The organism is Bremerella sp. P1 (assembly GCF_028748185.1).
GTDB lineage: Bacteria > Planctomycetota > Planctomycetia > Pirellulales > Pirellulaceae > Bremerella.
The window spans coordinates 4669186-4693062 of the sequence record NZ_CP118164.1; the positions used below are offsets into that span (position 1 = coordinate 4669186).

The window sequence follows — 23877 nt, forward strand, 5'->3', positions numbered from 1 at the left end:
CCGTTTGCTTAGCTCTCGCAATTTCAAGAAACGAAAAAAGCCCACCGAGCGGTCACTCGGCGGGCTTCTCTATTTTTTAAGTACTAAACTCGGTTTAGTACATGTCGTCGTGGCTGTGGCCACCCTTCTTGTCAGCCTTTGGCTTTTCAGCGATCAGAGCGTCGCTGGTCAGCAGCAAGGTAGCGACCGAAGCGGCGTTTGCCAGGGCGGTCTTGGTGACCTTGGCTGGGTCGATGACGCCCGACTTGACCAGGTCTTCGTAGGTGTCGGTCAGAGCGTTGTAGCCCTGGTTGCCCTTCGAGTCCAAGATCTTTTCGCAGATGATGCTGCCATCTTTACCAGCGTTGGTGGCGATCGTGGTGATCGGAGCACGGCAAGCGCGGATAACGATGTTGAAGCCGATTTCTTCGTCATGCGACAAGTCGTCCGACTTGACCTTCGAGGAAGCACGCAGAAGAGCAACACCACCACCTGGCAGAATGCCTTCGGCAGCAGCAGCACGGGTAGCGTGCAGAGCGTCTTCAACGCGGGCCTTCTTTTCCTTCATTTCGCTTTCGGTCGCAGCACCAACGTTGACCTTGGCGACACCACCGGCGAGCTTCGCCAGGCGTTCTTCCAGCTTTTCCTTGTCGTAATCGCTGGTCGAGTTGTCGATTTCGCGACGGATCTGAGCGATACGATCCTTGATGTTCTGGGTATCGCCAGCACCTTCGATGATCGTCGTGTTGTCCTTGTCGATGATCACCTTCTTGGCGCGACCGAGTTCGGCCAAACCGAGGTTTTCGAGCTTAATGCCCAGGCTCTCGAAGATGGCGGTACCACCGGTCAGGATGGCAATGTCTTCCATCATGGCCTTACGACGGTCGCCGTAGCCAGGAGCCTTGACGGCAGCACAAACGAACGTGCCACGTAGACGGTTGATGACCAAGGTGGCCAGAGCTTCGCCGTCAACGTCTTCCGCGATGATCAACAGAGGCTTGCTCTGCTGAACCACAGCTTCCAGAACAGGGACCAGGTCCTTGATGTTGCTGATCTTCTTTTCAAAGACCAGAACGTAAGCGTCTTCCAATTCGACCTGCATGCTGGTCGGGTTGGTGACGAAGTAAGGCGAAAGGTAGCCGCGATCGAACTGCATACCTTCAACCCATTCGACTTCGGTAGCCAGCGACTTACCTTCGTCGACGGTGATGACGCCGTCCTTACCGACCTTTTCCATCGCGTCGGCAAGCAGTTCGCCGATTTCGCGATCGTTGTTGGAAGCGATGGAGCCAACGTTGGCCATTTCTTCCTTCTTCTTGATCGGAATGGCCATGCCGTTCAGTTCGGCGGTGATGGCGTTAACGGCCTTTTCGATACCGGCCTTCATTTGAACTGGGTTTACGCCAGCGACAACAGCCTTCAAACCTTCGTTGAAGATTGCTTCAGCCATCAGCGTAGCCGTCGTCGTACCGTCACCAGCGACGTCACTCGTCTTGCTGGCAACTTCGCGAACCATCTGAGCGCCCATGTTTTCGTAAACGTCTTCCAGTTCGATTTCCTTGGCCACGGTCACGCCGTCCTTGGTGACGGTCGGGCTGCCGAAGGACTTCTGGATAATGACGTTACGACCCTTGGGGCCCAGAGTCGTTTTGACGGCTTTCGCCAACTTGGATACGCCGCGACGGATGGCTTCGCGTGCTTCCTGATCAAAGGCGATGATCTTTGCCATCGATGGTATCTCCTAAATGTTTCGATTCGTCTGAGAATGTGTACGAGAATGAATGACCGGAGGTCGATTTCTAGCCTTCGATGACGGCCAGGATGTCGTCTTCGCGAAGCAGGATGACTTCTTCGTCGGCGACGGTGAAGGTATCGCTACCAGCGTACAGGCTGAAAACAACCTTATCGCCTTCCTTCACTTGCAGTGGGCTGCGGCTGCCGTCGTCCAAGAGACGACCGCTACCAACGCTCACGACCACGCCGCGGGATGGCTTGTTCTTGGCGGTTTCTGGCAGGAAGATCCCGCCTGCGGTCTTTTCTTCCAGCTCGTCGCGACGAACGACAACGCGATCGCCCAGGGGCTGCAAACGTTGCTTGGTGCTCGAAGCCTTCTTTTTCGTAGCCGTTGCCATGCTAATGCCTTCCTCCAGAAAACTAGGGGCTTGTGTCTCCTGACTCAGGAGACGCCGATGCGGGATATGAACGGTTGGCTTTCGCGAGCGCGGTTTGTCTGAACCGGGCCCGACTGCCATTGTTGCGCGAACAATTGCGTGAGTGCTCAATGTTGCAATTGGCGTGCCAGAAAGTGTCTATCGAGACGCAAGTGGCTGTGAGGTATAGACTTGGGTGTAATAGAATTCGCAGAAGGCCATTCAGAAATGGCGGTCAGAGCCTCGTCTGCCATTATGACAGAAAAAAAGGCCGTCCCGGTTTGGGGACGGCCTTCTGTCATTTCGTGTGATTTTAAGGAGCTGGTTACTGTGGCGGAGCCAAGTCGCCGGCGCCCAAAGCGGAGCCGATGATGTTCAGGATCACGCTACCAACAATCGCCCCGGTCCAGATCAGCATCAACTGGCTGGCGTTGTACTTGCCGGCATTAATCCAGCCCATCACAAACGCGATCAGACCACCGATACCGCAGAAAATGGTCACGATGCAGATGATACCGAGCGTCGAATCGTCATTCTGAAACATTTTGACAATGATCAGGATGAAACAAACGAGACTTACGATGCCTAGGATGGCGGCTAAGCCGAGAAACAAAAAAGCCATGGTGTAGACTCCCCCACTTGACTGACGAAAGCACGTTTCACCCCGAAACGTCATTTAAGAAAGTGTTGTACCAGCAAGAGTTAGCCTCAATCAAGTGTTTTCCGCAAGCTTTGCCCAGGGATTTAAAAAGAACTTACAGGAAAGCTCCTTTTCAGGTCGGAGATACCCCTCAATCGGAATAGATTCGCGCGCTGCTATCGCCCACGGGAACTTCGATCCGACACCGCCCAGAACAGCAGTTCGAAAAACAACTCCAACAGGCAGCCCCCAAGCTCGAATGGCAGCCCCACGATTTCCATGGCATTTCCCTTTAAATGACTTGGCTATGCGTAGTCATTCGGCGGCAAAATGCCATTCTTGGCTGCGATAGAAGAATTAATTGAGGACCCCTTCGGCCTGTAAAAGGATCAGCGCGTAGGCCACGGCGAACATGAACTGAGCAAAGGATATAGCCGTCCAGAAGCCCATCAGCCGCATCGCATCGTACTTGGCAACATTCATCCAGCCGGCGACGAAGCCCAAGAAGACGCCCACGCCCGAGCAGACGGTCAGCAGCAAGGTAAGGCCGGCCAGCCCGACGTCTTCGTGGTGAAACATTTTCACGAGGACCATGATAAAGCAGATGACGTTGATGAAGCCCAAAAGCCAGCAAAGGCCCATCAGAACTAGCGCAATACCTTCCATCGAATGTCTCTCCCCCAAGAGCACCGGTCGCGAATGCTCCCCCGTTGAGGCATTCGGCTGTAGCTATCTAGGTTGCGGCAAGTGCGCAGGCAAGTAGCTTGGCCGAAAAAACTATGCCGAAGAGGGTCACGAATCAGACGGCGGACCGGTGGGAAGAGACATCACCATGAATTGGGCTAAGCCAACGGCTAGGGCAAAATACGCCAGAATGAGCACCGTTAGGATAATCATCCGCCAGGTCGCTTCATATTTGCGATGACGGATCCAGCCCACGGTTAAGACAATCAGAATGCCGATCAACGATCCGAATCCCAAGACGACGCCCGCGCCAGGGATGACTTTGCCGATCCAGTGATCGCCGATCCTGACAAGCGCCACCACGAGGGTCACCCATCCCCAAGCATGGTCGCCGTGATCGAACATCTTTTGCATCAGCCCGAGCAATCCAAGAAACAAACCGAATTCGACTACGATAAACGCGATGCCGAACAGTTGAATCACACGGGCAAACGTTTCGGGTTCAAGCATAGGGCAGAACTAAAGGGCAAGTGTTGCTTGAGCGAAACGCAAAGTTAGACGCGAACCGTCTTCCCCTTAGCCACTGAATCGGCCTGCTTCTGGCAAAGCACCAGCGCGTCGACCGCTAGTTCCCCTCCCAGGATGTCGGATGGGGTGCCTGATTCGATGCTCTTTTGAGCTTCCTTCAGTTCCGCGGCAAACGAATCGATCGGATCGCCACCCTTGAGCTTCGGTTGCTTCGACTTCCCCTTCTTGGGAAGCACGGTTAGCGGCATCGATAGCACTGGGGCGTCGTCGATCACGGCGAAGTCCATCAGCAGCGTGGCGTTTTCGTAGTGGATCTCGAAGCCGTGCGTAAAGCTACGAGCAACTTGATGCAGCACGCCACTGGTGGCTGTCACCACGTAGCTTTGATCGGCGAAGCCAAACTGTGTGGTGAAGTACTCGACGCAGTCGCCCCGCATGCGGCCGCTGCTGGTCACGCTGGTTGGCATGCCGAACATCAGGCGAATGAAGTGGGCGTCGTGAATGTGCAGGTCCAAAAGTGGACCGCCCACCTTTTCCAGGTTGAAGAAGTCCTTGATCCAGACCGGATCGTTGATCAGTCGCTTGAAGTGTCCGCCCAGCAGCTTGCCATATTTACCGCTGCGTGCGGCTTCCAAGGCGAAGTTGAACTCGGCAAAGAAAGGAAGCACATGGGCGGTCAGCAGCAGCTTACCATTCTTATCGGCCGCTTTCTGCATCCGCTTGGCGGCGGCAGGATTTAGAGCGATGGGCTTTTCCACCAAGACATGCTTACCGGCATTCAGGGCCGCGATCGTCGCTTCTTCGTGCAGGGCAGGGGGAAGGCAAATGTCGATCATGTCGATCGAATCGTCCGCCAACAGTTCTTCAAGTGTCGCACAAACGTTCATCTTCGAGACATCGATCTTCTCGCCTGGAGGTCCGAAGTTGCCTTTGATGCCTCGCCAATCCCCTTTTTGCTTCTTGGCATCGCGCGAGCAGAAGCCGGCCACGCTCATTCCTCGCACCTTCTGATAGGCAAGGTAATGAATCCAGCTCATAAATCCGACGCCGACGATGCCAACTTTGATCATGGATGTTTTCCTCTTCTGATCAATCTTCTATCAAACAGGGGCTTGGCGAGATGTCTAACGGGGCGTTGAAGGAAATCCCGTATTTGACACCACCAATTTGGCGAAATAATTTCATGCAAGACTGCTGTACTATGAATGACGGCCGAGACAGTGGCAACCCAGTTAAACGCGGGAACTAAATATCTTATGTCGCAAAAAGACTTGAACTCGCCGATCGAATTGCCTCTTGAAACGTCACGCACACGGCTGCGACGAATTGAATTGGGAGACTTCGATCGCTTACTAGCCATCTACGGGGATGAGGAAAGCAGTAAGTATGACTTTTATGGTCCCTTTGGGGCTTCGGATATCGAGCAGATCATCTTGTCCCAATCAGAGATCTATATCGGAGATCCAGGAGTTCCTTTTTATCTTGCTGTCGAGCAGCATGAATCCGGCGAGTTGATTGGGATAATCACCCTGGTAATCGAAAACCCGGTTGATCGCCAAGGATCGATCGGGTTCGTTTTCGACCCAGCGTATCAAGGCCAGGGTTTCGCCTCGGAAGCTGCTAACGCAGCGCTTCGGTTCGCATTCCTTCAGCTAGAGCAGCATCGAATTATTGCTGCTTGTGACACCCGGAATCAGCGTTCGTGGAAGCTCATGGAACGTCTCGGCATGCGACGTGAGGCTCATTTTGTCCATGACGGCTACGACGAAGACGAAGGCACTTGGACCGACAGTTTCATTTATGCGATGCTCGACGAAGAATGGCGGCCCATCGAGTCTTCCGGCTTCTGATCGCATCAATTGGCCTCGGTGACTCGCTCAAACCGCGGGAACGCGTCGTCCCACATCGTCGGGTTCTTTGGCTCGTAGGTCACGACCGGGAAGCTGTTGCGAATCACTTCGCGTCCCTCGGCCAAGCTACCGATGTCGCCGGCGGCGACAGCCTGCAGCATTAGGTTACCAATTGCCGTTGCTTCAACTGGCCCGCTGACAACTTGGCAATTGCAGGCATCGGCAGCCATCTGGCACAGCAACTGATTCTGCGTACCACCGCCGACGATGTGGATCGTGTCGATCTTGGTGCCGGTCAGATCTTGCAGCTTGCGATGCACCACGCGGTATCGCATGGCCAGGCTTTCCAGCACGCAGCGAATGACGGCCCCGTCCGATTCAGGGACCGTTTGTCCCGTTCGCTGGCAGAAGTCGCGAAGCTGAGCCGGCATATCTTGCGGAGCGGCAAAGTCGGGATGGTCTGGGTTCACAAACGAAGCCAATGGGGTGGCTTCCTGCGACATACGCACCAGGTCGGAATAGCCGTACTCGTGTCCGCCTTGCTTCCAAATGCGGCGGCATTCCTGCACCAGCCACAGTCCAGCAATGTTCTTGAGCAGACGCGTTGTCCCGTAGACGCCCCCTTCGTTGGTGTAGTTAAACTCGGCACACTGGTCGTTGATGATCGGATGCGGCGTTTCGACCCCCATCAGCGACCAGGTACCGCTGGAGATATAGCACCAGTTGGGCATCTGACCGGGCGAGCTCTTCGCAGGGACGGCCACCACGGCCGATGCCGTATCGTGCGTACCAGGACGGACGACCTTCGTGCCGCTCAAGCCAATTTGCTCGAGCACCGTTTCACGCAGTGGACCGACGACGGTGCCTGGGTCGACGATCTCTCCGAAGATGTGCCCTGGCAGGTTGAAGCCGTCGATCAGCTTCTGCGACCACTGCTTGGTGACCGGGTTGAATAGCTGGGTCGTGGTGGCGTTGGTCAGCTCGTTGCCCTTTTCCCCGGTCAGCAGCCAGTGGAACATGTCAGGCATCATGAGGAAACTTTTCGCTGAGTCGAGAATCGAACTGTTCGATTCCCGCATGGCGATCAACTGGTAAAGCGTGTTGATCTCCATGAACTGGAGACCTGTCTCGGCAAAGATCTCTTCGCGGCTGACCTTGGCAAATGCTCGGTCGAAGATGCCGTTGGTGCGGGGATCGCGGTAATGATACGGGTTACCTAGCAGTTCGTCATTGTTTCCCAACAGGGCAAAGTCGACCCCCCACGTATCGACCCCGATGCTGCTGATATCACGGCCAAACTTGGTGCCGGCGGCGGTCAGACCGTCCTTGATGTTCTGCCAGAGCTTTAAAAGATCCCAGTGCAAATGCCCAGCGAAGGCGACGGGGCCGTTCTCAAAGCGATGGATTTCTTCCAGTTCCAGCTTGGTACCATCGAATCGGCCACCGAGAACTCGACCACTGGAAGCGCCCAGGTCGACGGCGAGATAGGTCTTGTTAGACATAGTTGAACTTTTTTGTGCAGATGCAGGATTGGGGTAACCGTATTATCAGAGACAGGCAGACAAGAGGTTAACGCCTGTTCCGAGGGAAGTGGGATTGCAGTTTAATAGACACAAGCGGCGTCAACAATCATCGTTTTCCAGCGAGATTCTGAAGAAAGTGCCCTCAGGCCCAATCGCTAAAAAGGGTGTGTCCGCTTAAAACTAATGGCTGTCCGATCGAAACAAAAAACAACCATGAATCACGCACCTTCGCCTATCGCTTCCGGGGTTATTGCCTGTGGAACCGCTTGAAATTCTGGCATTGAACCTGATCGTTATCCTGGCAGCAGGTTTCGTGTCGGGTGCGTTTTGTCGGTATTACCACCTTTCGACGATCGTTGGTTACCTGGTCGCTGGTGCTATCATCGGCGACGGCGGACTGCAGATCCTGCATACCGAGAACCACGACCTGAAGCACTTGGCGGAAATGGGGGCCCTGTTCCTCCTGTTTTCGATCGGGACGGAAATCTCGTGGGAAGAGCTGAAGCACGTCGGGCCGTGGATCTTGATTGCCGGCTTTATCCAGCTGATCGCTGTCAGTGTGCCGGCCAGCTTTTTATTCGCCATGATTGGCATTCCCTGGCAAGGAGCCGCGCTTCTGGGGGCGGCCGTGGCGCTCAGTTCGACGGTGCTCGTCTTCCGAGCCCTGCACGAGTTGAACGTGGCTTCCGCGCCGGCTGGTATTCGCAGCGTGGGGATCCTGCTGTTTCAAGATATGGCAATCGTCCCCTTGATGTTAGCCGTGCCGCTTTTGGCCGCTACCGGCGAGAACTCCAGCTACGAGTTCATCCGTCTGGCGATCGTGTCGCTGTTATTCGTGACGACGATCCCGGTTCTGGCGTTCGTGACCCATCGCTTCGCGTTGCCGCTGTTCTCGATGCTTCGCAGTCGTGAGTTGCTGCTGCTATTCGCGTTGGCCCTGCTGGGTGGCGGCTGCTTCGTGGCCCACATGCTGGGACTTCCGGCCGCGTTTGGGGCATTTGGGGCCGGGCTGATCCTCGGTGGAAATCGCTTCACGCAGCAGGTCGATGCTCTGACGCTGCCGTTTCGCGAAAGTTTTGCGGCGGTGTTCTTTATCTCATTGGGTGGCTTGCTCGACATTCAAGCGCTGCTCCGCGATCCCATGTTGGTGCTGATCGGTTTCCCATTGATCATCGCCGTGAAAACGATTGGGGCTGGTCTCGCGTTGAAGCTTTCCGGCATGAATTGGAAGGTTGCCTTGCTGATGGGGTTGGGCCTGTCGCAGGTGGGTGAATTGAGCTTCCTGCTTTTGTCGGAAGGGATGGAAGCGGAACTCATCGACGAGACACATTACAACCAGATGCTGGTCCTGGCGATCGGTACGATGATTCTGACCCCCGGCCTAATCAAGTGGGGCGTGCGCAAGCTAAGGGACGAAACGGCCCTGCACGTCAAGAAGGAAGAGAAGCCGATCGAAGCCCGTGAACAAATTCGCGAGGCGGTCATCATCGGCGTGGGACCGGTTGCCCGGCAGGTCGCTTCGCGGATTGAGACTTCCGGGGCTGATGTGCGTTTTATCGACCTGAACTCGGTGAATACCTATCCCTTGGTACAAGCTGGCTTCCGAGCTGTTACCGGTGATGCGACCAAACGCAAAACGCTGGAAGAAGCTGAAATCGCCCACGCCAACCTGGCATTGGTTGCCGTGCCGGACGATGAAGCTTCGGTGCAGATCGTCAAATCGATCCGCGCAATGAACCGCCACTGCACGATCCTGGCTCGTTGCCGGTACCAACGCAATCGCGAACGTCTGCACCTGGTGGGGGCCGACTACGTCACCGACGAAGAATCGCAAACGGCCCTGCAACTGATCGGGATGATTGAAAAGCTGGCCGAGAGCGAGTCGTTTTAAACCTCAGGCCTACGGTGGCCTGACGTAGTTCGAAGTTTTCAGTGGTCAGTTTTCAGTGAAGAACGAAGCGAGTTTAGCTTCCTGTTTCTGACTCTGGTTCGGGTGGGATTGGTTCTTTTTCTTCTTCTTGTTTGGTTTTGCTTCTGCGGATCAGGTCGATCAGGCCGAGGATTCCTCCAGCGAAGCCAATCATCCGCATCATGCCGATGACTAAGTGCATCTCACGCACCGGCACGTCATCGAATTGCCAACTACTGGCATACAGGGCAACTGCGACGATCAACACGGTTCCCTTGGGTGTACGCGTCGAGGCGAACCACAGAAAGACCAGACTAAGCACCACGCCAACGATGGCCATGACCAGTAAGACGGTCGCGTAACTGTCAGGAAACAACTGAGTGGAGATTGCTTCGGAGGAGGACCAGTTGCTTTCACCTTTCAAGTTGTCCAGGATCTCAGGCAAGAGCGTATTCAACTCTTCGGTTCGATCCGCCGGACCAAACAGTTTGACCTGAATCGCTCTGACTTTGAGTGGGATCGGAACATTGTAGGTGATCGTGTCGACGCCATTGAGGTTCTCGGACACCTCCGACCCAGCGACATCGAAACCTTGCCACTTCGTTTCGAATAACTTCCCCCTAAACCCCTCGGGTAAGTCCTTTTCTTGGATGCCCTCAGGACTGATGGTGCCGTGGAACTTCTTGATAACTAGAAATACGGGGCGTTCCCCTTCGGCCACCTCACCGTATTGGAACGCGTACGCAACATCCGGCCTGGATTTGAAGATCTCGGGCCGCTCGATGAACTCCGGGGGAAGCTCAAGCGTGAATCCTAGTACGGGATCGTCTATCGTTTCTGCCTGAATTGGCGAGAGCAGGAACAGAAAGCAAAGGCATCCCAGCACGATGAAAGGAAAATTAGGTCTTGGCATTGATTGCACAGGCTGCGGTGATCGGTCGTCAAAGTTCGTCGATTCACGGCGGGTGAAACGTTTGTCGCTGGTCTAGCGTAACAGGAATGCCTTTTCACGAACCCTGCCGCTATGAATGAAAAAGAAAGGGCGAAATCTTCAAACTCTGCCACCATCCGCATAACCGTTACAAATCGACCTGAAGTTCGCGTCGTGGCGTAACCGATGAAATCTTTCAGCATCGAACCCATTGTTGACTAAGTTGGTCATGATAGTTAACAATGAACCCATAGGACGCATAACCTATGTCAGTAACTAGCCTTACCTCGGTGGTCCCGATTGAAGTGAATGCCATGTCGGCCGGTGAAGTAACTCCAGAACAGCAAACAACTTCCGAAATGCTTCAGCCCACGCCAGAGCTCATGGCCGAGTTGGCTGAGGCCTCGGCACGGCTGGAAACGGCCACCCCGGAAGAGATCATCCGGTGGGGAGCCGAACGCTTCGGCCTCAAACTCACCATGGGAACCGCCTTCGGGCCGGAAGGGTGTGTAATTCTTTACCTCCTTTCCCAGGTTGCCCCCAAGACCCCGGTTTTCAACCTCGATACGGGCTACCAGTTCCAGGAAACGCTCGACGTTCGTGACCAGATTCGCGAGAAGTTCGGCATCGACGTCGAGCTGCTGAAGCCGGAACACACGGTCGAAGAGTACGAGCAGATCCACGGAGGCCCGCTCTACAAAACGAATCCCACACAGTGCTGCTTCGATCGCAAGATCAAAGTCCTCAAGCGCGGTGCTGAAGGCAAGCATGCCTGGATCAGTGCGATTCGCCGCGATCAAAGCGAAGACCGAGCCAAGGCCAGCATTGTCGGCTGGGATAAGAAGTTCGGCCTGGTGAAGATCAACCCGCTGGCCAACCAGACCAAGGCGTGGGTCTGGCGAATGATCACCGAACATGGTGTTCCGTACAACGTGCTGCACGACCAAGGCTACACCAGCGTCGGCTGCTGGCCGTGCACTCGTGCGGTGCTCGCCGGCGAAGATGAACGTGCTGGTCGCTGGAGCGGTACGGCCAAGACCGAGTGCGGTTTGCACACGATGGAAGACGATAGCCCCAACGCGTAGGCAGCCATGACAGTCTCGGCGAAAACCGAATACGCGTGCATCGCGATGATCGAACTCGCTGCCCGATATGAATCGGGACAGCCGGCTCGACTGCGCGAGATCGTCGAGGCCCAAGGTATTCCCCAGCCGTTTCTCGTGCAGATCATGGCTCAGCTCAAAGCGGCCGGACTGGTGCTGACCTCGCGCGGTGCCGCCGGCGGCTATCGGTTAGCCCAAGCCCCCGATCGCATCAGCCTGGCTGATATCTTTCAGGTCATCGAAGGCAACGGCGACCAGACCGAGTCGAACCTACAGAAGCCTACGCCAGCGACCGAAGCATTGTGCGGTGTGTGGGGGCAAATTTGCCAGGCACGCACAAAAATTCTGGAAGAGGTTACACTGGCTAACCTGGCGGCACGCGTTGCCGAACAACCCGACGAAATGTTCTACATCTAGGAGGGGTCTCGATGGACTCGCAATCCGTCCCCAAAGAGTGGCTCACCGCGCCAACCACGTTGCAAGAGATCATGGCCACGTGCAACAACGAAGATCCGCAAGTGGCGGCGGTCGCCAGTCACTACCTCAATCAGGCAGCCCCGCTGTTTCAGCAGATGCAGCCGGGGGATGAACTGTGGAACTATTCGTCACCCAGTGAAGATTGGGCCAACAACCGCGGCAATGCCGGCCTGGCGATTGTACGTGATGGACAGCTCATCGACAGCATGTGCATGGTGCGCAACTAACGGCTACGGCAGTCGGTGCCCCATCTTGTCCCGCTTCGTATCCAGATACTTCTGGTTGTGCGGGTTCGGTTCCGGGTGAATCGGAACCTGGTCAACCACTTCCAGGTCGAAGCCGCCGTAGATGAACGCGTCGGTCTTCTTGGGGTTGTTCGTCAGCAGGCGAATCTTCGATAGGCCCAGGTCCTTCAAGATCTGGATACCAACCCCGTAGTCACGCATGTCGCTCTTAAAGCCCAACGCGTGGTTCGCTTCGACCGTATCGAGACCTTGGTCTTGTAGGGCATACGCTCGGATCTTTGCTTTCAGCCCAATACCACGTCCTTCTTGCGGTAGGTAGATCAGTGCACCGACCCCTTCTTCGCTGATTCGTTGTAGGGCCATCTTCAGCTGATCGCCGCAGTCGCAGCGCAGCGAGTTGATCAGGTCGCCGGTGAAGCAGCTACTGTGCAGACGCACCAGCGGAGCTTCGACCGAAGAGAGGTCACCCATGGCGATAGCCACTGGTTCCTGCGATTCGTATTTCACGTCGTAGACGATGATGTCGAACTCGCCGAAGGTGGTCGGCAGCTTGGCTTCCGCTCCGCGTTCGACCAGCTTCTCGTTCACGCGGCGATGCGAAATGAGCTGCTCGATCGAGATGATCTCGAGGTCGTACTTCTCCGCGATTTCGATCAGCTCTTCTCGCGAAGCCCGATCCCCTTCTTCGTTAAGGATCTCGCACAGGGAGCCGGCCGGCGTTAGGCCTGCCATACGAGCCAAGTCGACCGATGCTTCGGTGTGCCCTGCTCGACGCAGCACACCCCCTTCTTTGGCCAGCAGTGGGTAGACGTGTCCCGGCCGCACGAAGTCATCGGCGGACGAGTTTTCGTCGACCATGGCCATAATCGTTTCGGAGCGTTCCTTGGCCGTGATACCCGTCTTGGCGTTCTTGTGGTCGATTGGGGTCGTGAAGGCCGTACGGAGTGGAGCGTTGTTGTTTTCGACCAGTGGTGCCAGTTCGAGCCGTTCGCAGACATCCGGCAGGCAGGCCGCACACAGAAGACCGCGTCCCTGGGTGATCATGAAATTCACCACTTCGGGGGTCGTTTTTTCTGCCGCAGCGACGAAATCCCCTTCGTTTTCCCGATCTTCGGCATCGACAACAATGATAACTTTGCCAGCTTTGATCGCATCGACGGCCGCTTGGACGGTGGAAAATCGGTGGCTCACGGGAAGCACTCTCCTGAAATACACGGGGCATCGCCGATGGAAAAAGGGATGCCCTGCATGATCCTCGGGGTTAATATTGGGCAACGTCGGCGGAATAACTCATTATAGGACCCGCTACTTTGCGGCATAGTTCACCTTGACGGAGTCCGTTGTGGCTGTCTGGAAAACAATATTCGTGGCGATTTTTGCTTTCGCGGTCTTAGCCGGCCCTGCGGTAGCGGAAAAACCATCCGTTCGGATGGTGCCCAATCAGATCTTCGCCGAGCGAGAAGACAAGACGCTTAAGGCCGATGTGTACCTGCCTCCAGGCGAAGGACCGTTCCCGGCGATCCTCATGATACACGGCGGAGCGTGGGTCGGCGGGTCGCGCAGTCATATGGCGACGCACGCGATCTACCTTGCGAACAACGGCTACGCGGTCGCGGCAATTACGTATCGTTTTGCACCGAATCACATTTTTCCGGCTCAACTGGAAGACTGTCAGGCAGCGTTGAATTGGCTGGTCGATAACGCGGAAGAGTTCAAAATCGATACCCAGCGCGTGGGCGGCTGGGGCTACTCGGCCGGTGGCCACTTGGCCTGTCTTGTGGCGGCCGTGGAAGCCGAAAAAGGCCCTGGTGCACCTCAGCTGAGAGCAGTCGTCGCGGGTGGTGCTCCGTGTGATTTCACTAAGGAACCACCACAAAGCGAACGGCTGAAATTCTTCCTCGGAGGCTCGCGTGCCGATGTGCCTGGCACCTACGAAGACGCCTCGCCACTCACGCATGTGACGGCCAAGTGTCCTCCTATTTTCTTTTTTCATGGCACCAATGATGGTGTCGTTCCACTGCGGAATGCCGAGGTCATGCATGACAAATTGTCCTCATTGGGCATCCCGACAACATTCTACAAAGCCGAAGGACGCGGGCACCTGGGCACGTTCATCGATCCCCAGGCCAAGCGAGAGGCATTGAAATTCCTCGACGGACATCTCAAACTCGGGAAGTCGTAACTTCACCCACTTCCCGAGGGAAGCGGGGCATCCCTCAGCGAGAAAGTGTCGGCAACAGCATGAGTGACGAGGCGCAGCCATCCCCTGAATTAGAAGCCGAGGAATATGTCGAGCAGCGGCACTTCTTCGAAGGGCTTCAAGCGGGACTGGCCGATAATCGCCCGATGCAGGAGATCTTGAAGAGCGTTCGCGACGAGATTCTCGTGACGACCAAGCTGCCGATGGCGATCGATTTTCTGGCGGCCGAACTCCGGCACAGCGGCCAGTTTCACCCGGCGATGAAACGCCTGTCGCATTACTTCACCGGCTTTCAAACATTCATTGTCGAGTCATCGGAAGACGATCGCGGGAAGTTCGACTTTCAGACAGGCCTCGAGATCTTGAAGTACGAAGTCAAGCTGAGAGCCGACCACGCGACTCCGACGAGCCTGTTTCTTTATCAGTTTGAAACGATCTGTCGGCATCGGTTGAAGTACGATAGCGGCTTCGCGGCGATGGCCACGGACCCGATGTACGACGAGCACTGGCGGCGTTTTTTGGAGGTCAATCGACGGCGGATTGGCCTGATCGACATTGCTGACATGATCTACGTCCGCAGCGAGCATTACATCACGCAGCAGATTCGCCGTGGCGGCAAGCTGCCTGGTTCGGACTTCCCGCCGCTGTTTGGCGAGCGTGAGGGACGCATTGCCCTGGCCAATCGGAAGCGAGATCCGCTGCTGCTGTTTTCTGCCTTGCAGCGACAGCTTGGCTATCCGAAGGTGCCGTCGAAAAAGAAGTTGGAAGAAGAGCAGTTCCTGCTTCCTCAAATGATGCGGCGAATGGAGCGTCTGGAAGCGCGGATCAAGCTGCTGGAGGAAGAGAATCGAGGGGGGATCGACCTGTCGAAGTTCTACGAAAAAGAAGGCCGCCCGCCAGCGTTTGGCGACTTCGACGAGTAGGGAAAAATCGCTCGGAATTTCTTGTTTGCTGGCAGTCTTGGTATTTCCTTCTGATGGGACGAGCTATAAAATGGACAACGTTGTCCGATTTGGGGTAAATTGCGGTAATTTCTCCCGGTTTTACCCAGGTTTCGCAGGTCGTCTTGTTCTACCGATTGGGGGACATTGTTAGACTATACGGTTACGCGAACCCCGAAAAATCGGCATAACCGGCAAAATTGCCTCATAAAAAAAGGGGTTACCGTCGAAATTTCAATTAGTTACGCAGTGTTGCGAGGCTATTGGAAGTTCGGAAATCCCAGAAAGATTGAAGGCGGATCGCTGCCAGTGATAGCAGCGATCAATCGGCTTTTGCCCCGAAGGCTATGAAGCACGAAGCAAAGTCCGTTCGGCCCAGGCAAGCTGACACGTTTGCAGCCCCACTAGCAACCGTCAGCATCCGGCCGCTTGAGACAGCCCCGATCCCGACGTATCGGTGGACCACCGACTTCGTCGACTTCCTCCAGCGAACCCGATTTGCAGGCGATCCCCAGCCGATTGGTGTGAATTCGTCTGAATCGGGGAAACAGCCTCTCTCCCGCCAGCTGACTTCCCGTTTCGGGAGGATGGCAAGCCCAAATTGCGTGGCAGACATTGATAACATTTGGTTGAGTAGTAGATCACACAATTTCGAATCGTTCATGCAGAGTCTGTCAACGCACAACCAACCTGACCGAAAGCAGCGAGCCACGCGAGATTTGCCGTAAGGACGCGCTTTTCCATAATTCCCATAGAAACCCTGTTGTTGCTCGGATTGCCCGATAAACCATGTCTACCACAACTGATGAAACGACTGTCGTAAAAGAGATTCAGCCCTTGGAAGAAGCGACCGTTCGCTTCTGCGGCGACTCTGGCGACGGTATGCAATTGGCCGGTACGCAGTTCTCGAATACCTCGGCTTTGGCCGGTAACGACATTGCGACCTTCCCCGACTTCCCGGCCGAAATCCGTGCACCGCGTGGAACGCTAGCCGGTGTGAGTGGTTTCCAGATTCACTTCGCTTCGCACGACATTTTCACCCCGGGTGAAACGGTCGACGCATTGGTTGCGATGAATCCCGCGGCTCTCAAGACCAACCTGGCCGACCTGAAGAAGAATGGCGTGCTGATCGTCAACAGCAACGCGTTCGATAAGAAAGCCCTTGGTCAGGCCGGTTACGAAGCCAACCCGATCGAAGACGATTCGCTGAGCGGATACCAGGTCTTCTCGGTTCCGATGACCAGCATGACACGCGGTGCTGTCGATGGACTCGACCTGAGCGTGAAGGAATCGGATCGTTGCCGTAACTTCTTCGCGATGGGCCTGGTCTTCTGGCTATACGGTCGCTCGATGGAGCCGACCTTGCGATTCATCGAAGCTAAGTTCTCGAAGTTGCCAGCCATTGCCGAAGCGAACCGCCGTGCTTTGAAGGCCGGTTACAACTTCGGCGAAACGACCGATGCGTTCCGCAGTAGCTATACGGTCGAAAAGGCCAAGCTGCCGCCAGGTACCTATCGCAACATGACCGGCAACCAGGCCTTGGCTTGGGGCCTGATTAGTGCTGCCAAGCTGAGCGAGAAGAAACTGTTCCTCGGTTCGTACCCGATCACGCCAGCGAGTGACATTCTGCACGAGCTGAGCAAGTTCAAGCATTACAACGTGCTGACCTTCCAGGCCGAAGACGAAATCGCTGCCGTCTGTGCCGCGATTGGTGCTGCCTATGGCGGCGAAATGGCACTCACCACGACCAGTGGTCCCGGCATGGCACTCAAGGGAGAAGCCATGGGCCTGGCCATGATGCTGGAACTACCGCTGGTGATCGTTGACGTTCAGCGTGGTGGTCCGAGCACCGGTCTGCCGACTAAGACTGAACAGGCTGACCTGTTGCAGGCCATGTTTGGCCGTAACGGTGAATCGCCGCTGCCGATCATCGCGGCTCGCAGTCCTGCCGACTGCTTCGACGTCGCCATCGAAGCATGGCGACTTGCAACGCGATTCATGACGCCGATCGTCATCCTGACCGACGGTTACATCGCCAACGGTAGCGAACCGTGGCGGATTCCGAAGATGGCTGATCTTCCCAAGATCGAAGTCACTCATCCTGGTCCGCGTAACGAAGATGATCCGCCGTTTTTGGCCTACGACCGAAACGAAGAACTGGCTCGTCCTTGGGCCATTCCTGGTACGCCTGGCTTGATGCACCGCGTCGGTGGTCTCGAAAAGCAGGATGGTACCGGTAACGTCAGTTACGATCCGCAAAACCACCATCACATGGTGATGACCCGTGCCAAGAAGGTTTCCAACATTGCCGAGGCCGTTCCACCACAGGAAGTGATGGGCAGCGAAAGTGGCAAGGTGTTGGTCGTCAGCTGGGGCGGTACCTATGGTTCGTGCCGCACGGCGGTTGCTCGGCTGCAAGCCCAAGGCAAGTCGGTCAGCCACGCTCACCTGCGATACCTCAATCCATTCCCACGAAACCTGGGCGAGTTGCTTTCGAGCTTCGACAAAGTGCTGGTTCCAGAATTGAATCTGGGACAGCTGCGTCTGTTGCTTCGCGACAAGTACCTGGTCGACGCCGTCGGTCTGAACAAGGTGCAAGGGAAGCCTTTCACTACGACCGAGATCGTCGAAAAGATCGAGTCGATGTTGGACTAAATCAATAAGTCCTTGTGCCCATGCGGCGTGAAGACACACGAGCAAAACACCCCACACACTTGATTGCAAATACTCCAATGATAGAGAAAAGATCCACCATGGCATCCGCAGAACTGCCTGTACTGAAGCCCGCGGACTACGGCACCGACCAGGACGTGCGTTGGTGCCCGGGGTGCGGTGACTACTCGATTTTGGCCCAAATGAAAAAGGTCATGTCGAACCTCAACATGAGCCGCGAAGATACCGTCTTCGTCAGCGGTATCGGTTGCAGTAGCCGCTTCCCGTACTACATGAACACCTACGGCATGCACAGCGTGCACGGTCGTGCTCCGGCGTTCGCAACCGGGCTGAAGTCCTCGCGACAGGACCTGACGGTCTTCGTCATCACGGGCGACGGCGACGCGCTGTCGATCGGTGGTAATCACCTGATGCACGTGCTGCGTCGTAATGTGAACTTGAACATCATCTTGTTCAACAATCGCATCTACGGCCTGACCAAGGGGCAGTACTCGCCGACTTCCGAAAAGGGGAAGATCACCAAGAGTACCCCGATGGGCGCGATCGATAACCCGATTCACCCACTTTCGGTGGCCATCTCGTGCGAAGCGACGTTTGTGGCTCGCTCGATCGACGTCCATATCAAGCACCTGGCCGAGACGCTCGAACGCGCCGTGGCTCACAAGGGTGTTTCGTTCGTCGAGGTTTACCAGAACTGCAACGTGTTCAACGACGGCGCTTACAAGTGGGCGACCGACAAGGACACCAAGGCCGACACCGTGCTCGAACTGGAACACGGCAAGCCGCTCATCTTCGGTAAGAATCGCGACAAGGGTATTCGCCTGAACGGCATGACCCCGGAAGTGGTTGAGCTGGGCAAGGGAATCAGCGAAGACGATCTTCTTTTCCACGACGAAAAGACGACCGATCCAACGCTGGCCTACTTGCTTACCCGGATCTCGCACCCCGAGTTCCCCGAACCGATCGGCGTGCTGCGTGATATCGACGCTCCTTGTTACGACGACGCCATCAACTACCAGGTGCAGCAGGCCAAGGAAGCCAAGGGCGAAGCCAGCCTCGACAAACTGTTCAACTCAGGCGATACCTGGGTTGTCGAGTAAAGTCCCAGGACTGCAATGTATCTGCCTGCGATACTTATTGCGTTAATTGGATTTGTGTTTTATCTGACGGCGGCACTTGTGCCGCTGTCTGGTATCTATGGCAAGCTGGTATCGGCTTTTGGGCAAGTTCTTCTGCTCATCGCACTAGCAATTGGTTTCTTCTATACGATCTGGCTGATTATCTGATTTCTGCCAACGTGTAACTCTCTGTCGGTTTTAACGATTCCAACTCCGACGCGACTTTCACGCTAGCTATACCCCCGTAGCTGTCCGATAAGAGAGACAACGAACCATTCGGGCGCACCATCGCGCCACGGTCTGACGTATTTCAGACTGAAGTGATAGGCACGGAGGATAGAAGGAATTTGCCATGTGGCGGTCGCTATTTTTGGCAGTTGGCATCACGTTGATCATCGTTGGGGCAGAGTGCCTGATCGTTGACTCGGCCATGATGGCCGCGGAGGGAGGCCCTAAGGCATTTACGCCTCCTGAATGGGCACCCTGGAGCATGATGGCCAGCGGAGCCATTGTCATTCTGTACAGCTTTACCATCCCGAAGCGGATGAACGGTTAACGCGGCTCCATCGTTCGATCGAATGGAACCACGCGCATAAAAAACGGCGACTGAAATTCAGTCGCCGTCGTTGTTTTCACTTGGGATAAACGCAGGAATTATCGTCCTTCACGGACCATATCAAAGTATTCCTGAGCGTTCTCCTGGTGGTCCTTCGACAGACGCGTTTCGGTCAGAGCATCGCTGCTGAGAGACGACTCCGATTCCATGGCGGACTTGATTTCAATCAGCGTCTGACCAGCTCGGTTCTTACCGTCGACGTAATCGACGATCACACCGCGGCCCGTCTTGGGGTCGGCACGAACTTGCGATTCGTACGAGCCGGTCTCGTTTTCTTCTTCAGGACGATCGCCTTGGCCTTGGCCCTTACCAAGGCCGTTGCCTTGTTGCTGGCCCATCTGACCCATTTGGCCCATCTGGCCCATCATTCCGTTCTTGCCGCCCTGGCAGGCTTTGCACATCTGGTTGCGAGCCATCTCCATTTGGTCCATGGCTTCGTCCAGCATTTCCAGCTCGTCCAGCTGGGCTTGAAGGTCCTGCATCTCGTTGGCCATTTGGTTCAGCTGATCAGCCGCTTGCTGCTGCTGACCGTTCTTCAGGGCATCGGAAGCCTTTGACAGTTGGTTACCCATCTGCTGCATTCGCTGCATCTGAGCGTCCTGCATGCCCATCTGGTCGAGCTGCTTTTGAAGCCGTTCCGCTTCGGCCTGGTTGCCGGCTTGTTGGGCTTGCTTGATCTGCTCCTTCAGAGCGTTCTTCGCGTTTTCGTGGGCCTTGGCGATGTCTTCCATCTTCTTGCCCATCTCTTCCAATTGCTTGGCCAACGCTTCCCGTTCTTGATCGGTGAGGTCGCCCTTGTTCAGCTTGTTCTGCAGGTTCTTCATGGCGTCCAGGGCCTTTTGCAGATCACCCTTCTGCATCGCTTTGGCCAGTTCTTCGGCGAGACCGCCCTTGAGCAGGTCCTTGAGCATCTCGAGCTTCTTTTTGAACTCTTCGCTGGAAGCCAACTCGTCGCGGCGTTTCTTCAGTTCTTTGGCCAGGTCGTTTAGTTCGAGCAAGGTTTGCTTCTGGTCAACCTTGTCCTTCTTGGCGATATCCTTGGTGCCTTCTTCCAGCTTCTTGAACAGGTCTTCCGCTTCCTTCAGACCTTTCTCTTCCGCTTTCTCTTTGCGTTCTTTGAGCTCTTTGCGAAGCTCGTCGGCCGTCTTCTTCACGACCTTGGTCTGTTCTGGATCGAGCTGAGTCGGATTGGCTTCGGCCGTGTTAGGATCCAGCACCGCATCGGGCACGAACAGGGCGATCAGCAACGCACCCACGATGATGGCCACAGGAGCCAGCCCGTTCCAGCCGCTGCGGACTGGGAAGCGATCGTTGACGTCGATGCGTTCGACTTGCCGTGTGGCGTCTTGCATCAGGGCCTGACCCCACTCGGTCTGCCGCGACTCGTCGTCCATCGAGAGCGAGCTGGAAACGCGTTCTTTCAGACCGAAGCGGATGTCCAGCTCGATGGCAGCCGCCAAGGCAGAAGCGTGGCTCAGGTAGGTCCAGACGATCGATGCAATCAGCCCAACCGCGGCCCCACCACCAATCCAGCTCCACATCCAGACGCTTTTATCCAGCCCCATTGGCCAGATTTTCGGCAGAATCACCGCAATGGCAGCCAGCGTCAACGTAACCGACAGGCAGATGATCAGCCTACCGACGAATTGCTGTAAGATCATGCGCCACTGGGCTTTACGAATGTGCTTCTGAAGAGTTTCCATGGGACCAAGTCCTTTTGATATGGACGCACGCGGGGCGGAACGACACCGGTACTTCGCTGCGTAGATCAGTTCATCGTTAAGTGTACCGGAAATCGGCCCGGAAATACCACTTATTTTCTCGGGAAAACGTAGTATTTAGGCGTTCAAGTTGCAGTGGTATTACACTGGAATTTACGGGTAATATAGAAACACCGTAGTGTTGCCTACGCCTGATAAGACGAATTCGCCGGCTTGGTGGATTCTTGAGTCAGGCCCTTCAGGCAGCCTGGAAATAGCAAGTCATGAGTACCCAAACGCAAACCCAAGCTCGAAAAGAAAAGAAGAGCCTGCCCAGCCCGGAAGATCGGCCCGAGACCGATGTCGTGATTTACGACGGTCACTGCCGAATCTGTACTGGTGGTGTGCGGATTCTATATCGGCTCGATCTGGGTCGCCGACTTTCCTTCCTCTCGCTGCATGACGCGAAGGTTGCTGAGGTCGCTCCAAATTTGACGCACGACCAGATGATGGAAGAAATGTGGGTCGTGGACGTTCAAGGACGGCAGCACAGTGGTGCTGGGGCGTTTCGGTATCTCACGCGTCGGATTGCGATGTTGTGGCCGGTGATGCCGCTGTTGCATATCCCTGGCTCGCTTCCGCTGTGGAGTTGGCTCTATCAAAAAGTTGCCGCGGCACGTTATCGATTCGGTAAGAATACCGGCGAAGACTGCGGCGACGCCTGTGCGATTCATTTTGGACCGAAGAAGAATTCGGAAACGTAGACTCAACGCACTTTGATCGTTGGTTTCAGGAAAAGGAGTCCTGGCAATGTTCGATCTCCGCAAGCACAACGCCCACGGAACTGGGAAACCGAAGTCCATTCGACGCGCTGGTATGCAAAAGCCGACGGTCGAGACGTACCTCGAATATCAGATTGAAATCACGCAGCGACCGGCCAGCCCGATCTCGTCGCGTATTCTCTTCAGTGTCCGCGTCGACGGTGGCGAGCCTTTGCTCCAGTCATACATGACCGGCTTTCTCACCGAGAAGTCAGCCCGTGCGGCTGCCCATGCGGAAATTCAGAAGCTGGAATACAAGTACGGCCAGAACCCCTCGCCGATCGCCAGCATTCTTTCCAGCTTGAAGCGTCAGCGAGCCGCTAAGAAGTTGCAAGAGAAGCACCGAAAAAGTGCCTAGCGACTGACCTATTCCTGGGGAATGGCTCAGCCGCAGAGTAATGGCCCACCATGGCACCCCAAGGGGGGTGCTGTTATCGCTAGAGTGGGACATTTCTTTTGAGAAATAATTCATATCAATGTGCAAAATCTTTGCATCAGTTATACTTGATGGATTGATTTAAGCATTATTGCTCCCTCCTTGCACCCAACCCCACAAGGTGCATTTGTCCCCGCCCAATGCAGATCCTCTGCCTTGGAACCCTCCCTCCCACTTTCAAGGAACCCCTGCACATGAAATTCCATCGTGCGAATGCGCGCGCATTCACCCTGGTCGAGCTGTTGGTTGTGATCGCGATTATCGGTGTGTTGATTGCCTTGCTTCTGCCGGCCGTTCAACAGGCTCGCGAAGCAGCTCGCCGAATGCAGTGCACCAACAACTTGAAGCAAATGGCGTTGGCAGTTCACAACTACGCCGACATCAACCTGGCCTTCCCGCCCAAACGTGCTGGTACGACCCAAGGCGCGGACTGCACCGTGAAGAATGGTGCGTTCGGATCTGGCTGGATGCGTTTGCTGCCGTTCTTCGAACAGAACGCTCTCTACGATCAATGGTCGTCCGCATCGACTTTTAACAGCACGAGCTATCCTGCCTGGGGGCCATGCCCGTGGGATGGTACCGCTGGTAACTACACGCCGTATTCGGTTCAGCTTGATTCCCTGAAGTGTCCTTCCGACGGCGATGCCAGTTCGGCGACAGGTCGTGGTGCGACGAACTACATGTTCAGCGTCGGCGACTCAATCAATAGCGGCGGTACCCGTGGCGTGAATGACGTCAACGAATCGCGTGGTATCTTCGGTAACCTGGGCGCGAAGATCACGTTCGCCAGCATCACCGACGGAACGTCGAACACCGCGATGCTTTCCGAGCGTCTCTACGGTGGCACCAACAAGCAGTTGATTGGCCGTGGTGTTGCCTCGCCTGGCTACGATCCGATGACCGCTCCGAACGACTGCTACAACGCCGTCGATCCGAACAATCGCCGACAGTTTGATTCCTCGGCAACGGTCACCAACTGGGCTGGTCGTTACGACCACGGCTCGGCGTCGCACATCGGTTTCAATACCGTGCTTCCACCGAACGCTCCGGCATGCGGTAACGACGGCAACGACAATGCGACCGACGCCGTTTTGCCTCCTTCGAGCCAGCACCCAGGCGGCGTCCTGGTTGCCTTTGGTGACGCTTCGGTGAGCTTCGTTGCTGAAACGATCGATACCGGCAACACCGGGGCTGCTCCGGTTAATAGCGGTCCAAGCCCCTACGGTGTTTGGGGTGCATTGGGTAGCCGAGACGGTGGCGAATCGGTTCAGATCCCGTAAGCGGGTTGCATCGACTGAAAACAGAATGAAAAAAGGCCTCTCGGTGAGCGAGAGGCCTTTTTTGTTGGACCGA

The 23877-nt window shown here is 55.7% G+C and carries 24 protein-coding genes; 14 read left to right on the forward strand and 10 right to left on the reverse strand.

Going from position 1 to position 23877, the window contains the following annotated elements:
- Positions 1–94: 94 nt before the first annotated feature.
- The 6 genes from groL to PSR63_RS19595 form a co-directional block, all read right to left on the reverse strand.
- On the reverse strand, positions 95–1708 hold the full coding sequence (gene groL / locus PSR63_RS19570) for a chaperonin GroEL (RefSeq protein WP_274327366.1): 1614 nt from the start codon (positions 1706–1708) through the stop codon (positions 95–97).
- 70 nt (positions 1709–1778) lie between these two features.
- The gene (locus PSR63_RS19575; protein ID WP_274327367.1) at positions 1779–2111 is read right to left on the reverse strand and encodes a co-chaperone GroES; all 333 of its coding nucleotides are present in this window, start codon (positions 2109–2111) and stop codon (positions 1779–1781) included.
- 343 nt (positions 2112–2454) lie between these two features.
- Positions 2455–2751, reverse strand: coding sequence for a hypothetical protein (locus tag PSR63_RS19580; protein WP_274327368.1), 297 nt, complete (start codon positions 2749–2751; stop codon positions 2455–2457).
- Between the two features lie 375 nt (positions 2752–3126).
- A complete protein-coding gene (locus tag PSR63_RS19585) occupies positions 3127–3435 on the reverse strand; it encodes a hypothetical protein (RefSeq protein WP_274327369.1) in 309 nt (102 codons plus the stop codon).
- Between the two features lie 126 nt (positions 3436–3561).
- Positions 3562–3936, reverse strand: a complete 375-nt coding sequence (locus tag PSR63_RS19590) for a hypothetical protein (protein ID WP_274327370.1) — start codon at positions 3934–3936, stop codon at positions 3562–3564.
- A 71-nt stretch (positions 3937–4007) separates the two neighbouring features.
- The gene (locus tag PSR63_RS19595) at positions 4008–5051 is read right to left on the reverse strand and encodes a Gfo/Idh/MocA family protein (RefSeq protein WP_274327371.1); all 1044 of its coding nucleotides are present in this window, start codon (positions 5049–5051) and stop codon (positions 4008–4010) included.
- A gap of 186 nt (positions 5052–5237) precedes the next feature.
- On the opposite strand from PSR63_RS19595, the gene PSR63_RS19600 reads away from it, so the two are divergent.
- Positions 5238–5831, forward strand: coding sequence for a GNAT family N-acetyltransferase (locus PSR63_RS19600; RefSeq protein WP_274327372.1), 594 nt, complete (start codon positions 5238–5240; stop codon positions 5829–5831).
- Between the two features lie 5 nt (positions 5832–5836).
- Here PSR63_RS19600 and PSR63_RS19605 read toward each other — a convergent pair whose 3' ends face one another.
- Positions 5837–7333, reverse strand: a complete 1497-nt coding sequence (locus tag PSR63_RS19605; protein ID WP_274327373.1) for a rhamnulokinase — start codon at positions 7331–7333, stop codon at positions 5837–5839.
- 277 nt (positions 7334–7610) lie between these two features.
- On the opposite strand from PSR63_RS19605, the gene PSR63_RS19610 reads away from it, so the two are divergent.
- On the forward strand, positions 7611–9245 hold the full coding sequence (locus PSR63_RS19610) for a cation:proton antiporter (protein ID WP_274327374.1): 1635 nt from the start codon (positions 7611–7613) through the stop codon (positions 9243–9245).
- Positions 9246–9318: 73 nt separating this feature from the next.
- Here the strand turns inward: PSR63_RS19610 and PSR63_RS19615 are convergent, their stop codons facing one another.
- On the reverse strand, positions 9319–10176 hold the full coding sequence (locus PSR63_RS19615) for a hypothetical protein (RefSeq protein ID WP_274327375.1): 858 nt from the start codon (positions 10174–10176) through the stop codon (positions 9319–9321).
- 284 nt (positions 10177–10460) lie between these two features.
- Here PSR63_RS19615 and PSR63_RS19620 point away from each other — a divergent pair, with 284 nt between their 5' ends.
- The 3 genes from PSR63_RS19620 to PSR63_RS19630 are packed head-to-tail and all read left to right on the forward strand — an operon-like array spanning position 10461 to position 12001.
- On the forward strand, positions 10461–11279 hold the full coding sequence (locus PSR63_RS19620; RefSeq protein WP_274327376.1) for a phosphoadenylyl-sulfate reductase: 819 nt from the start codon (positions 10461–10463) through the stop codon (positions 11277–11279).
- A 6-nt stretch (positions 11280–11285) separates the two neighbouring features.
- Entirely contained in the window at positions 11286–11714 is a 429-nt protein-coding gene (locus PSR63_RS19625; protein WP_274327377.1) for an RrF2 family transcriptional regulator, read from the forward strand.
- Positions 11715–11725: 11 nt separating this feature from the next.
- Entirely contained in the window at positions 11726–12001 is a 276-nt protein-coding gene (locus PSR63_RS19630) for a hypothetical protein (protein WP_274327378.1), read from the forward strand.
- A gap of 3 nt (positions 12002–12004) precedes the next feature.
- Here the strand turns inward: PSR63_RS19630 and ribA are convergent, their stop codons facing one another.
- Complete coding sequence (ribA, locus tag PSR63_RS19635) at positions 12005–13210, reverse strand: GTP cyclohydrolase II (protein ID WP_274327379.1); 1206 nt, start codon at positions 13208–13210, stop codon at positions 12005–12007.
- A gap of 175 nt (positions 13211–13385) precedes the next feature.
- On the opposite strand from ribA, the gene PSR63_RS19640 reads away from it, so the two are divergent.
- The 6 genes from PSR63_RS19640 to PSR63_RS19665 all read left to right on the forward strand — a co-directional run bounded on the left by PSR63_RS19640 (position 13386) and on the right by PSR63_RS19665 (position 19507).
- Positions 13386–14201, forward strand: a complete 816-nt coding sequence (locus tag PSR63_RS19640; RefSeq protein WP_274327380.1) for an alpha/beta hydrolase — start codon at positions 13386–13388, stop codon at positions 14199–14201.
- 59 nt (positions 14202–14260) lie between these two features.
- The gene (locus tag PSR63_RS19645) at positions 14261–15142 is read left to right on the forward strand and encodes a hypothetical protein (protein WP_274327381.1); all 882 of its coding nucleotides are present in this window, start codon (positions 14261–14263) and stop codon (positions 15140–15142) included.
- A gap of 807 nt (positions 15143–15949) precedes the next feature.
- A complete protein-coding gene (locus PSR63_RS19650; RefSeq protein ID WP_274327382.1) occupies positions 15950–17815 on the forward strand; it encodes a 2-oxoacid:acceptor oxidoreductase subunit alpha in 1866 nt (621 codons plus the stop codon).
- Positions 17816–17913: 98 nt separating this feature from the next.
- On the forward strand, positions 17914–18933 hold the full coding sequence (locus PSR63_RS19655; protein WP_274327383.1) for a 2-oxoacid:ferredoxin oxidoreductase subunit beta: 1020 nt from the start codon (positions 17914–17916) through the stop codon (positions 18931–18933).
- A 15-nt stretch (positions 18934–18948) separates the two neighbouring features.
- Complete coding sequence (locus PSR63_RS19660; protein WP_274327384.1) at positions 18949–19119, forward strand: hypothetical protein; 171 nt, start codon at positions 18949–18951, stop codon at positions 19117–19119.
- A gap of 184 nt (positions 19120–19303) precedes the next feature.
- Positions 19304–19507: a hypothetical protein gene (locus PSR63_RS19665; RefSeq protein WP_274327385.1), complete on the forward strand. Its 204-nt coding sequence runs from the start codon at positions 19304–19306 to the stop codon at positions 19505–19507.
- 98 nt (positions 19508–19605) lie between these two features.
- On the opposite strand, the gene PSR63_RS19670 is transcribed toward PSR63_RS19665, so the two are convergent.
- Positions 19606–21270: a hypothetical protein gene (locus tag PSR63_RS19670; protein ID WP_274327386.1), complete on the reverse strand. Its 1665-nt coding sequence runs from the start codon at positions 21268–21270 to the stop codon at positions 19606–19608.
- 281 nt (positions 21271–21551) lie between these two features.
- Here PSR63_RS19670 and PSR63_RS19675 point away from each other — a divergent pair, with 281 nt between their 5' ends.
- The 3 genes from PSR63_RS19675 (at position 21552) to PSR63_RS19685 (ending at position 23804) form a co-directional block, all read left to right on the forward strand.
- A complete protein-coding gene (locus tag PSR63_RS19675; RefSeq protein WP_274327387.1) occupies positions 21552–22031 on the forward strand; it encodes a thiol-disulfide oxidoreductase DCC family protein in 480 nt (159 codons plus the stop codon).
- 46 nt (positions 22032–22077) lie between these two features.
- On the forward strand, positions 22078–22446 hold the full coding sequence (locus PSR63_RS19680; protein WP_274327388.1) for a hypothetical protein: 369 nt from the start codon (positions 22078–22080) through the stop codon (positions 22444–22446).
- A 272-nt stretch (positions 22447–22718) separates the two neighbouring features.
- Entirely contained in the window at positions 22719–23804 is a 1086-nt protein-coding gene (locus PSR63_RS19685) for a DUF1559 domain-containing protein (protein ID WP_274327389.1), read from the forward strand.
- The last annotated feature ends 73 nt before the right edge of the window (positions 23805–23877 follow it).